Source organism: Nocardia sp. NPDC056064, from assembly GCF_042266925.1.
Taxonomy (GTDB): Bacteria; Actinomycetota; Actinomycetes; order Mycobacteriales; family Mycobacteriaceae; genus Nocardia.
The window spans coordinates 1,833,348-1,844,365 of the sequence record NZ_JBHJWO010000001.1 but is presented as its reverse complement, the minus strand read 5'-3'; the positions used below and the strand labels follow the sequence as shown (position 1 = coordinate 1,844,365).

At 72.3% G+C, this 11,018-nt stretch carries 12 protein-coding genes; 10 read left to right on the top strand and 2 right to left on the bottom strand.

Translation table 11 applies throughout. From position 1 onward, the window contains the following. The first annotated feature begins 121 nt into the window (after positions 1–121). Both ACFC06_RS08540 and ACFC06_RS08535 read left to right on the top strand, forming a co-directional pair. Entirely contained in the window at positions 122–1,447 is a 1,326-nt protein-coding gene (locus ACFC06_RS08540) for a M16 family metallopeptidase (protein ID WP_375929149.1), read from the top strand. 83 nt (positions 1,448–1,530) lie between these two features. Then, on the top strand, positions 1,531–3,021 hold the full coding sequence (locus ACFC06_RS08535) for a tetratricopeptide repeat protein (RefSeq protein ID WP_375929148.1): 1,491 nt from the start codon (positions 1,531–1,533) through the stop codon (positions 3,019–3,021). On the opposite strand, the gene ACFC06_RS08530 is transcribed toward ACFC06_RS08535, so the two are convergent. Beyond that, entirely contained in the window at positions 2,941–3,270 is a 330-nt protein-coding gene (locus ACFC06_RS08530; protein ID WP_375929147.1) for an ArsR/SmtB family transcription factor, read from the bottom strand. The genes ACFC06_RS08535 and ACFC06_RS08530 overlap by 81 nt on opposite strands. Positions 3,271–3,350: 80 nt before the next feature. Between ACFC06_RS08530 and ACFC06_RS08525 the strand changes: the two genes are divergently transcribed. After that, positions 3,351–4,601, top strand: coding sequence for an MFS transporter (locus tag ACFC06_RS08525; RefSeq protein ID WP_375929146.1), 1,251 nt, complete (start codon positions 3,351–3,353; stop codon positions 4,599–4,601). Here the strand turns inward: ACFC06_RS08525 and ACFC06_RS08520 are convergent, their stop codons facing one another. Then, positions 4,602–5,000: a VOC family protein gene (locus ACFC06_RS08520; protein WP_375935312.1), complete on the bottom strand. Its 399-nt coding sequence runs from the start codon at positions 4,998–5,000 to the stop codon at positions 4,602–4,604. 136 nt (positions 5,001–5,136) lie between these two features. Between ACFC06_RS08520 and ACFC06_RS08515 the strand changes: the two genes are divergently transcribed. The 7 genes from ACFC06_RS08515 (at position 5,137) to ACFC06_RS08485 (ending at position 11,012) form a co-directional block, all read left to right on the top strand. Further along, entirely contained in the window at positions 5,137–6,237 is a 1,101-nt protein-coding gene (locus tag ACFC06_RS08515) for an alcohol dehydrogenase catalytic domain-containing protein (RefSeq protein WP_375929145.1), read from the top strand. Between the two features lie 73 nt (positions 6,238–6,310). Continuing rightward, positions 6,311–7,057 carry a 4-hydroxy-tetrahydrodipicolinate reductase gene (dapB, locus tag ACFC06_RS08510; protein ID WP_375929144.1) on the top strand — a complete coding sequence of 249 codons (747 nt, stop codon included), beginning with the start codon at positions 6,311–6,313 and terminating at the stop codon, positions 7,055–7,057. Then, on the top strand, positions 7,054–7,548 hold the full coding sequence (locus ACFC06_RS08505) for a hypothetical protein (protein ID WP_375929143.1): 495 nt from the start codon (positions 7,054–7,056) through the stop codon (positions 7,546–7,548). Before dapB ends, ACFC06_RS08505 begins: the two co-directional genes overlap by 4 nt. A 6-nt stretch (positions 7,549–7,554) precedes the next feature. After that, complete coding sequence (locus tag ACFC06_RS08500; RefSeq protein ID WP_375929142.1) at positions 7,555–8,007, top strand: flavodoxin family protein; 453 nt, start codon at positions 7,555–7,557, stop codon at positions 8,005–8,007. 110 nt (positions 8,008–8,117) lie between these two features. Next, complete coding sequence (locus tag ACFC06_RS08495) at positions 8,118–8,783, top strand: response regulator (RefSeq protein WP_375929141.1); 666 nt, start codon at positions 8,118–8,120, stop codon at positions 8,781–8,783. Continuing rightward, a complete protein-coding gene (locus ACFC06_RS08490) occupies positions 8,780–10,000 on the top strand; it encodes a sensor histidine kinase (RefSeq protein WP_375929140.1) in 1,221 nt (406 codons plus the stop codon). The genes ACFC06_RS08495 and ACFC06_RS08490 overlap by 4 nt, the downstream gene beginning before the upstream one ends. Continuing rightward, on the top strand, positions 9,987–11,012 hold the full coding sequence (locus ACFC06_RS08485; protein ID WP_375929139.1) for a hypothetical protein: 1,026 nt from the start codon (positions 9,987–9,989) through the stop codon (positions 11,010–11,012). Before ACFC06_RS08490 ends, ACFC06_RS08485 begins: the two co-directional genes overlap by 14 nt. Positions 11,013–11,018: the final 6 nt, after the last annotated feature.

Below are 11,018 nucleotides of genomic sequence, written 5' to 3'. Positions count from 1 at the left end.
CCGTCGTGCCGGCTGCCCCGCCGCGCCGAGGTATCCCCGCACGTCACCGGCTCCCGTGTCGAGAGGTTGAGAACGCCATGCCAGTACAGCCGTCCGGTGGGATCGGGTGACGAAGCCACAGTTGAGCCAATCACCCACCACCGAAGACCTCGCCACCGACGGGGGAGTGCGCCGCACCGTGCTCCCCGGGGGCCTGCGGGTGGTCACCGAGCACGTGCCCGGCGTGCGCTCGGCCTCGATCGGGGTCTGGGTCGGCGTCGGCTCGCGGGACGAGGGCCCGACGGTGGCGGGCGCCGCGCACTTCCTCGAACACCTGCTGTTCAAGGCGACCCCCACCCGCTCGGCGCTCGACATCGCCCAGTCCATGGACGCGGTCGGCGGCGAACTCAACGCCTTCACGGCCAAGGAACAGACCTGCTACTACGCCCACGTCATCGACGAGGACCTGCCGCTGGCGGTCGAACTCGTCTCCGACGTGGTGCTCAACGGGCTGTGCCGGGCCGTCGACGTCGACGTGGAACGCCAGGTGGTGCTCGAGGAGATCGCCATGCGCGACGACGACCCCGAAGACCTGGTCGCCGACTCCTTCCTCACCGCCATGTTCGGCGACCACCCGATCGGGCGGCCGGTGATCGGCACCGTCGAATCCATCGAGGGCATGCAGGCCGCCCAGCTGCGCGGCTTCCACCAGCGCCGCTACCGTCCCGAACGGATGGTCGTCGCGGTGGCGGGCAATGTCGAGCACGACCGTGTCGTGGAACTCGTACACCGGGCCTTCGAGGCACGCCTGGACACCGCCGCCGAACCGGCCCCGCGCCGCGAGGGCAAGTTCCGCGCGCAGGCCGCGCCCGGGCTGGTGCGGATCAATCGCGACAGCGAGCAGGCGCACCTGGTGTTCGGTGTCCGCGCCTTCGGCAGGCACGAGGGACAGCAGCGCTGGCCGCTGTCGGTGCTCAACACCATCGTCGGCGGCGGGCTGAGTTCCCGCCTGTTCCAGCGCATCCGGGAGGAACGCGGGCTGGCGTACTCGGTGTACTCGAGTGTCGACACCTTCGCCGACACCGGCGCGTTCTCGGTGGCCCTTGGCTGCCAGCCGGAGAACCTGGCCCAGGTGGCGGTGCTGGCGCGCGGCGTGCTCGACGATGTCGCCGCCAACGGTGTCACCGATGCCGAATGCGCCCGGGCCAAGGGCTCGTTGCGCGGCGGTCTGGTGCTCGGGCTCGAGGACTCGGCCTCGCGGATGAACCGCATCGGCCGCAGCGAACTCAGCTACGGCAACCATCGCAGCGTCTCGGCGACCCTCGCGCGCATCGACGCGGTGACCACCGAAGAGGTCAGCGAGATCGCCCGCACCCTGCTGGCGCGGCCCTACGGCGCCTGCGTCGCCGGGCCCTACCAGCGCACCCGCGACCTGCCCGCCTCGGTGCGCAAACTCGTCGAACGCTGACGGTTTCCGCTCCGGGGTAGTCTGCACCCCGAAGGCACAGGGGGAGACACGGGCCGCGCCCGGACGCACAGGGGGAGACAGCCGTGCAGGTGGAGGTGGCGCTCGAACGCGCCGAGGTAGCCAAGCGGATCGGGCGGGTCGAGGAGGCCCAGCGGTTGCTCGGCACCGCCGTGCTCACCGCGCCCGAGGATCCCCGGGTCCTGGCCGGCCTGGCCGAACTCGCCTTCGACGGCGACGACTACGACGAGGCGGTGCGGCTGGCCGGACAGGCCCTCCGCGCCGACCCCGAGTCGGACCCCGCGCACGCCCTGATCGCGATGGCGTTCGCGATGCTCGGCCGCTGGGACCAGGCCGCCGAACACGCGGCGACCGCCATCCGGCTGCAACCCCACGACCCCGCGGCCCTGCTGCTGGTGGCCTGGCTGGCCGCGCACGCCCCGCGCCAGGACCCGGACCGGGCCCGCTGGGCGGTGACCGAAGCGCTCGCGCTGGCACCCGATGACGCCGCCGTGCGCTGTTCGGCCGCCGAGATCTCCGAGCGGCTCGGCGACGCCGAGGCGATGCGAGGGCACATCGCCGCCGGACTCGCGATCGACCCGGCGCATGTCGACCTGCTGCGCATGCAGGCCAAGGCGGAATTCTCCGGCGGCGACCGGCCCGCCGCCGTCGCCACCCTGCGCGGGGTACTCGCGCACGCGCCCACCGACAGCGGCGCCCGGCGGCTGCTCGCCGAAGTGCATTGGCGGGCCCTGCTGCGGTTGGCGGCGTGGGTCTGGGCCTTCGCGGGATGCTACGCCGCCGTGGCGATGTGGGCGCCGGTCCTGGTGCTGCGAGTGCTCTCGCCGCTGATGTTCGCCGCGGTGCCCTACGCCTGGTGGCGGGTGTTCCGCACCCTGCGCGGGCAGCTGCCACCCGGCTATCTGCGGGCCCGGGTGCGCACGCCGCGGGTGGTCATCGCCCTGGTCGCGGTCGCGATATCGGGACTTCTCGTCGATCTGGGGGCGGTCGCCGTGCGTTCCGAGATCGCCGGGTTCGTCCGGCTCGGCGGGCTGGTCCTGGTGCTCGGGGTGTTCGGCGCGGCCTGCGGGCACCTGCTGATCTTCACCGCGTGGCTGCGGTCCCGGGCCGACGATCCCGATCCCGACGACGGCTTCGACTTCGCGACGACCCAGCTGCTGGTGCTGGGCATCGGGGCACTGCCCGTGGTGCTGGTCGCCTGGCTCACCCGCGGCTGGGCGCGGCAACCGGGTGCCTTCGGCGCGCTGGTCGCGGTGCTCGGGATCGTGGCAGGGGCGCTGGTACTCGAAGCCGGGTACGCGGTCTGGCGCGACCGGCGGCAGTACCGCAGGCTCGTGCCGATCGCGGTGATCGTCGTCGTGCTGCTGACCGGGGCGGGCGCCGCCGTCCTGTGGGGTGGCGGCGAGCTCGTCCACGGGGAGGTGCGCGGACGGGAACTGTTCGAGGCGCCTACCCGTCGCACATCCGCGACGCATTCACCCCTGGGCGCGGTTCGCGGCCTCGACGATCGCCGGGAGCAGCCCCGGAACGGCGTCCTCGACCTCGGCGGTGCGTAGCCGCTGGTAGGTCTGGCCGTCGATGATCAGCCGCTCGATCAGCCCGGCCTCGCGCAGGATCTTGAAGTGGTGGGTCGCGGTGGACTTGTTGATCGCCTCGTAGAGGGCCGAACAGCGCACCGCGGTCCCCGCGTTGCTCAGGCGGCGGACCATCTCCAGCCGGACCGGATCGTGCAGCGCGCCGAGCACGGTCGGCAGCCCGGCGACGGGCAGGGTCGGCGCCGGGGGGAGATCTTTCGCCTGGGTCATGATCTACCTCACTGAGGGGTTTGATAACCATCATACTCGGCGTAGGGTCTGCGGTGTTCGATGACGATCAAACTCCGCTGATGGGGGATGCTGTGGCAGCGACAACGATGGCCCCGGTCGAGGCCGGGCAGCGCTGGGCGTACGGGCTGGTGCTCGCGGCGACCGGCGTCGCCCTCGGCGTCTCCGGCGCGCCCGCACCGCTCTACGGCATCTATGAGACGCAATGGCATCTGAGCCCGCTCAGCACGACCACCGTCTTCGCCGTGTACGGCATCTCGGCGCTGGGCGCGGTGCTGGTCTCCGGGCGGATCTCCGATGTGGTGGGCCGCAAACCGGTGATGGTCGGCGCCTTCGTCACGATGATCCTCGGACTGGTCGCGTTCCTGCTGGCCGATTCGATGCCCATGCTGCTGGTGGCCAGGGCGCTGCACGGCGCGGCGGTCGGGGCAACGGTCGTCGCCGGTGCCGCCGCGCTGCTGGACCTGCGGCCCGAACGCGGCGCGCGATCCGGGCAGCTCAGCGGGGTGGCGTTCAATGTCGGCATGGCGGTGGCGGTGCTCGGTACCGCGGTGCTCGCCCAGTACGCGCCCTCGCCGCTGCGCACACCGTATGTGGTGATCGCGGTGATCTGCCTGGCGGTGGCCGCGGGCATGCTGGCCCTGCGCGAACCGCACACCACGCGCGTGCGCACCCGCATCACCATCGCCAAACCCGCGGTGCCGCGCGAGATCCGCGCCGATTTCTGGTTCTCCGCCATCGGGGTGATGGCCGCCTGGTCGGTGCTGGGTGTGCTGCTGTCGCTGTATCCGTCGCTGGCCGCGGCCGAGACCGGCGTGCACAATCTGGTCTTCGGCGGTGCCGTCGTGGCCAGTACCGCCTTCGCCGCCGCGATGGCCCAGCTGTTCGCCACCCGCATCCCGGCCCGGCGCGCCGCCATCGCCGGTGACCTCGGGATGGCCGCCGCGCTGCTGGCCACCATTCCCGCGCTGGGCACCGCGCAGCCGGTCGTCGTGGTGATCGCCGGGCTGGTGCTGGGCGCCACCTTCGGTCTCGGGTTCGGCGGGTCGCTGCGGCATCTGTCCGAAGTCGTTCCGCCGCATCGCCGGGGCGAGACCATGTCGGCCTATTACCTGCTGGCCTACTCTTCGATGGCGCTGCCCACGCTGGCCGCGGGCTGGGCCGCCACCACCTGGGGCCTGGCCACCGTCTTCCCGTGGTTCATCGCCACCGTCGCGGTGGCCTGCGTGCTGGCCGCGCTGCTCGGCATCCGCGGCAATCGCGCGGCGGCACAGCGGATTCCGGCCGGCCCGGGGACCGGCCGGAACGCCTGACTACTCCAGCGGCCAGCCACCGTACGGGACGGTGATCAGCTCCAGGAAGTGGCCGTTGGGGTCGAGGAAGTAGACCCCGCGGCCACCGTCGTTGTGATTGATCTCGTCGACCCCGTGCTGCTGCGGGTCGGCCCAGTGATCCAGTTTGTAGCGCTGGATCTTGGCATAGGCCGCGTCGAACTCGGCCTCGGAGATCAGGAATGCGTAATGCTGTGGCTGGATCTCGGACACGTGGGGCGGCACCTTCGCGAAATCGAAGACGGCGCCGTGATCGAGGGGGAGCGCGATGAACGGGCCCCACTCTTTTCCGATGTCCAACCCGAGGATGTCCGCCCAGAATTCGGCGGTCTCCCTATTGTCCTTGCATCCGACAATGGTGTGATTGAACTGTACTGACAGGGGATTTCCTCCTGGATTCGTGATGGCACCGACCCTGGGCTCGGTACGAGGCGGCCGACAGGAGCACCATCACCGCGATCGAGGTTAGCGGCCGATCTCTGCCCGTGCAACGGCCGATCGGCGGTAGGTTCGCGCCATGAGGATTCGTGGAGCCGTCCTGGAACGCATCGCCGATCCGGCGCCGTTCGCCGAGTCGCGGCCGATCACCGTCTGCGAACTCGACCTGGCCGCACCGGGCCCCGGCGAACTGCTGGTGCGCATCGAGGCGGCGGGTCTGTGTCATTCGGACCTGTCGGTGGTCGACGGCAACCGGGTGCGGCCGGTGCCCATGCTGCTCGGGCACGAGGCGGCCGGCATCGTCGAATCGCTCGGCTCCGGCGTCGACGATGTGGCGCCGGGGCAGCGCGTGGTGATGACGTTCCTGCCCCGCTGCGGCGAGTGCGCGGGCTGCGCGAGCAACGGCCGCACCCCGTGCGGGCCCGGCAGCGTCGCCAACAATGCCGGGGAACTGCTCGGGGGCGGTCGCCGCCTGCGCCGCGACGGCGCGGAAGTCCATCACCACCTGGGGGTTTCGGGTTTCGCCACGCACGCCGTGGTCGACCGCCGCTCGGTGGTCCCCGTCGACGCGGACGTGCCGCCCGAGGTGGCCGCGGTGCTGGGCTGTGCGGTGCTCACCGGCGGCGGCGCCCTGCTCAATGCCGCGAAACCCGGTGCGGGCGACTCGATCATGGTGGTCGGGCTCGGCGGAGTCGGCATGGCGGCGGTGCTGGTGGCGGTCTCCCTCGGCCTCGGTGAGGTGATCGCCGTCGACACCGTGCCCGAGAAGCTGGCGCTGGCCACCGAATTCGGTGCCACCGCGGTCTACCCGCCCGGGGAGCTGGCCGGGGTCACCGCCGACGTGGTGATCGAGGCCGCGGGCAATGTCCGTGCCTTCGAAACCGCCGTCGCCGCCACCGCGCCCGGTGGCGTCACCGTGACGGTCGGCCTGCCCGCCCCGGATGCCACCGCGACGATCTCGCCGCTCACCCTGGTCGCCCAGGGCCGCACCATCATCGGCAGCTACCTGGGCTCGGCCGTCCCCGACCGCGACATCCCCGAATACGTGCGGCGCTGGCGGGCGGGCACGCTGCCGCTGGACCGGCTCGTCTCCGCGCGCATCGGCCTCGATCAGGTCAACGAGGCCATGGACGAACTGGCTGCCGGTGCCGCGCTGCGCCAGGTGATCGTCTTCGGCTGACCTCGCGCCCACGCCCGCGCCGCTGCTCGATAGGCTGACAGCGACGACGACGCGAGACGACGAGGAGATACCGGTGACCATTCGGGTCGGAGTGCTCGGTGCACACGGCAAGGTCGGGCAGGCGATCTGCGCCGCGGTGGACGCCGCGGACGATCTGGAGCTGGTGGCGCGGGTCGACAAAGACGACGCGCTGGAGAAGTTCACCGAGACCGGCACCCAGGTCGTGGTCGACTTCACCAACCCCGACGTGGTGATGGGCAACCTGAAGTTCCTGGTCGAGAACGGCATCCACGCCGTCGTCGGCACCACCGGGTTCGACGAGGGCCGCCTGGCCGAGGTGCGGTCCTGGCTGGCGCAGCGCCCCGAGGTCGGCGTGCTGATCGCCCCGAACTTCGCCATCGGCGCGGTGCTGTCGATGCGCTTCGCCGAGCAGGCGGCGCGCTTCTTCGACTCGGTCGAGGTCATCGAGCTGCACCACCCGAACAAGCTCGATGCCCCCTCCGGCACCGCCTACCGCACCGCCGCGCTCATCGCCGCGGCCAGGGAGCAGGCCGGGGTCGGGATCAGCCCCGACGCCACCACCACCGAACTCGAGGGTGCCCGCGGCGCCGACGTCGACGGGGTGCGGGTGCACTCGGTGCGCCTGGCCGGACTGGTCGCGCACCAGGAGGTGCTCTTCGGTACCCAGGGCGAGACGCTGACCATCCGGCACGACTCCATCGACCGCAACTCCTTCGCTCCCGGCGTGCTGCTCGGCGTACGCGAGATCGGCGGACGACCCGGGCTGACGGTCGGGCTCGACCCGTTCCTGGATCTGTGAACGCCGCGGCGGCGCGACCCGACCGGCAGGTCTACCGGATCGTCACCCTGGTGGCCCTGCTGGTCCTGGCGGTGATCTTCTACTTCGTCCGTCTCGGCGGTCTGGCGGTGGCCTTCATCGCCGACGGCAAACCCGCGGGCATCGCGCTCGGTGTCGCGATGCTGCTGCTGCCGATCGTCGGCGCCTGGATCCTGTGGGCCACGCTGCAGGCGGCCTTCGCCCACCAGCGCCTGGCCAAGCGCATCCACGAGGAGGGCCGCGAGGTGGACACCTCGCAGCTGCCGCGGCGCCCGTCCGGCCGGATCGAACGCCCCGCCGCCGACGCGCTGTTCGCCGAGATCAAGGCCGAATGGGAGGCCGACCCGGACAACTGGCGCTCCTCCTACCGGCTGGCCCGCGCCTACGACTACGCCGGTGACCGCACCCGCGCCCGCGAGACCATGCGCCGCGCGGTCGCCCTGGAGAAGCTGGAACGCGACAGCGGAGAGTAGCGAGCCATGGCCCGGTTGCTGATCATCCACCACACCCCCTCGCCGCACACCCAGGCGATGTTCGAAGCCGTCCTGGCCGGGGCGAGCGACCCGGAGATCGAGGGCGTGGAGGTGGTGCGCCGGGCCGCCCTGGCCGTCACCGCCGTCGACGTCCTCGACGCCGACGGCTACCTGCTGGGCACCCCCGCCAACCTCGGCTACATGAGCGGCGCCCTCAAACACGCCTTCGACACCATCTACTACCCGTGCCTGGACTCCACCCGCGGGCGGCCCTACGGCCTCTACCTGCACGGCAACGAGGGCACCGAGGGTGCCGAGGGCGCCGTCGACCGGATCACCACCGGGCTGGGCTGGAACCGGGGCGCGGCGCCGGTCGTGGTGTCGGGCCCGCCCGCCAAGGCCGATCTGGAACGCTGCTGGGAACTCGGGGCCACCCTGGCCGCGAGCCTGATGGCCTGACCGCGCCCCGAATTCTGGTGGGCTGACAAGCCGGGCGCGGATGCGGTAGAACTCGACACCGACGTGTTGCGGGCTGGCCGCGGTGGGTGTTCGAGGATGGGGAGTGGTCGGTGAGCGAGAATCCGGCGGTCCGGCGGATCGGGTTGGTGGAGGACCACGAGTCGGTGGCGATCGGCCTGGCGGCCATGCTCGGGCCCGAGCCCGACCTGGACCTGGTCGCGACCTCGCAGACCGTGGCCGGACTGCTCGCCGTCGACGCCGACCTGGACCTGGTGGTGCTGGATCTGCGCCTGCCCGACGGTTCCACACCCGAGGACAATGTGAACGCGCTGCGCGAACACGGCATCGAGGTGCTGGTGTTCACCGGCGCCGACAACGCCTTCCTGGTCCGTTCGGCCGCCAAGGCCGGGGTGCTCGGGGTGCTGCGCAAGTCCGAGAGCGTGGCGACCGTGGTCGAGGCGGTGCGCCGGGCGGCCTCGGGCGAGCAGGTGGTCACCACCGACTGGGCCGCGGCCATCGACGGTGACCCGCAACTGTCCGACGTGGGGCTCAGCCCCCGTCAGGAGGAAGTGCTCATGCTCTACGCCTCGGGGGAGAAGGCGTCGCGGGTCGCCCGGCTGACCGGGCTGTCCGAGCAGACCGTCAACGACTACCTCGGCCGGATCCGGCAGAAGTACGCCGACGCGGGCCGCCCGGCACCGACCAAGACCGACCTGTACAAACGCGCCGTCGAAGACGGCTGGTTACCGGTGCCGGAACGGCAGCAGCGCACGTGATCGCCACCGCGGTCCGCGCGGTGGCAGGTCCCGACATCGAGCTGGAACGCGCCGCGACCGAGCAGATCCGCCGCAGGCTGGGCCTGGTGGTCGGCATCGGGGCCACCATGGTGATGGTGCTCGAGCTGCCCGCGGTGCTGGTGCAGCCGGTCAACCGGTCGGTGTGGCCGGAGGTGCACCTGGTGGCCGCCTACGCGCTGTTCGCGCCGCTGGCGATCGTCTCCGCGCGCGGCCCGGCCGGACTGATCCGGCGGGTCGCCGGCGCGGCCGCGATCTGCTATTTCACCGCCACCCTGCTCACGCCGTTCGTCTATTCGGTGGTGCACATCGGCTCGTTCGCGTCCTGGCCCTATCGGGGGCTGGTGCTCGGCGTGATGGCGGCCGGGCTGGCCTGGCCGCTGCGGGTGGCCGCGGGCTACGCCGGGATGCTCGCCGTGGCGACCAGCGTGTCGAACGTGTTCGTGGTGCCGGGCAGTTCGGTGTGGGCGCTGCTGGGTGACGTCACCCGGGCGCTCGGGGTCGCGGCGCTGTTCCTGTGGTGCGTGGTCTACGCGCGCACGGCCGCCGAACGGGTCGACCAGGAGGCGGTCCGGCAGCGCACCAGGGCGGCGACGGTCGCCGCGACCGCCGCGCGCGACCGGGAGAGTGCCCGCTTCGCCGCCCTCATCCACGACGCGGTGCTGTCCACCCTGCTGGAGGCCTCCCGGACCGAGCGGTCCTCGCCGGTGCTGCGCAGCCAGGCCGCCAGGACGCTCGAACAACTCGAGCAGGCGCGCTGCGCGACCGAGACCGTGCACCTCGACGCCGCCGCGGCCGTGGCCTTCCTGCGCGATGCCGTGCGCGACGCGAACCCCGACATCCCGGTCCAGGTCACCACCCGGCGCGGAGCGGACCTGAGCCTGCCGATGGAGGCGGCGCAGGTGCTCGGCGCCGCGCTCACCGAGGCCGTGCGCAACAGCCTGCGCCACGCCGACATGCCCGCGCGCCGGGTGCGCCGCGGCGTCTCGATCACCATCGCCACCGGCGCCGTGCGGGCGGTGCTGTCCGACGACGGCGCGGGCTTCGACCCGGCGCGGGTCCCGGCCGACCGGATGGGCGTCGCGGGCAGCATCCTGGGCCGCATGCAATCACTGCCGGGCGGAACGGCTTTCGTGGAATCGGCGCCCGGCAAGGGCACCGTGGTGACGCTGGTGTGGGGTGCGCATGGTCGAGCGTGACCTGCCCTTCGGCATGCGGGACCTGTTCGGGCTCAGCGACGGGATGGCCTGGCTGTTCGTGGTCATCTTCGAGGCCACCATCGTGCTGTACCTGCGCGTCAACTTCGATTTCGTGCCGCCGCTGATGGCGGGCGTGGCGCTGGTGCTGATGGCGGTGGCCGCGCTGGTGGTGCTGGTCTTCCCGGTGGACCCGCTGCCCTGGCCCGCCACCGCCTTCGTGGCCTGCGCGGGCCCGGTCGCGATGGCGGTGACCGTGCCGTGGATCGAGAACCCGACCGGCTTCTCCCACCAGCTCTGGACCGCCTATCCCACCTCCTACCTGCTGGCCATGCTGGTGTTGCGCGGGCGTATCGGGGCGGCCTGGGTGGGGGTGGCGGCCGCGGCGACGGTGCTGGTGACCCTGGGCGTGTTCACCGACTGGCATCCCGAGACCGTGATCCGCGCGCTGACCCCGGTCGCCACCGTCGGCGCGGTGACGGTGTTCATGGCGATCGTGCGCCCCTCCCAGCGCTCGCTGCGCGAACTGCGCGGCCAGGCCAATCGGCGGGCCGCCACCGAGGCGGCGCTGGGCGCGGCCACCGCCGAACGCGACCGGCAGCTGACCCGCCTCGACCAGGTGGCCCGGCCGATGCTGGCGCGCATCGCCGAGGGCGCCCAGCTCACCGCCGCCGAACGCGAACAGTGCCGGTTGCTCGAGGCGGAACTGCGCGACGGGTTGCGCGCGCCCGAACTGGTGGCCGAGCGGCTCAGCACCGCCGCGCGCGAGGCCCGCGGGCGTGGAGTCGAGGTGACCCTGCTCGACGACGGCGGCTTCCGCGGCGTCCCGGAATGGGTGCGCGGCAAGGTGATCGACGCCGCGGTCGGCGCGCTGGACGCCGCGGCGGCGGGCACCGTCACCGTGCGGGTGCTGCCGGTCGGGCGGCGCTGGGTGGCCACCGTGCTGGCGGCCGATCCGCACGGCGACCGGCGCATCGAGATCGACACCGCGGGCGCGATCCAGGTCCGCGACTGAGCCGCA

Excerpts from the sequence above, each read along its gene's own strand:
- ACFC06_RS08530 (WP_375929147.1), bottom strand. The coding sequence starts at position 3,270 with ATGACCCAGGCGAAAGATCTCCCCCCGGCGCCGACCCTGCCCGTCGCC.
- ACFC06_RS08525 (WP_375929146.1), top strand. The coding sequence starts at position 3,351 with ATGGGGGATGCTGTGGCAGCGACAACGATGGCCCCGGTCGAGGCCGGG.
- ACFC06_RS08515 (WP_375929145.1), top strand. The coding sequence starts at position 5,137 with ATGAGGATTCGTGGAGCCGTCCTGGAACGCATCGCCGATCCGGCGCCG.
- ACFC06_RS08500 (WP_375929142.1), top strand. The coding sequence starts at position 7,555 with ATGGCCCGGTTGCTGATCATCCACCACACCCCCTCGCCGCACACCCAG.
- ACFC06_RS08485 (WP_375929139.1), top strand. The coding sequence starts at position 9,987 with ATGGTCGAGCGTGACCTGCCCTTCGGCATGCGGGACCTGTTCGGGCTC.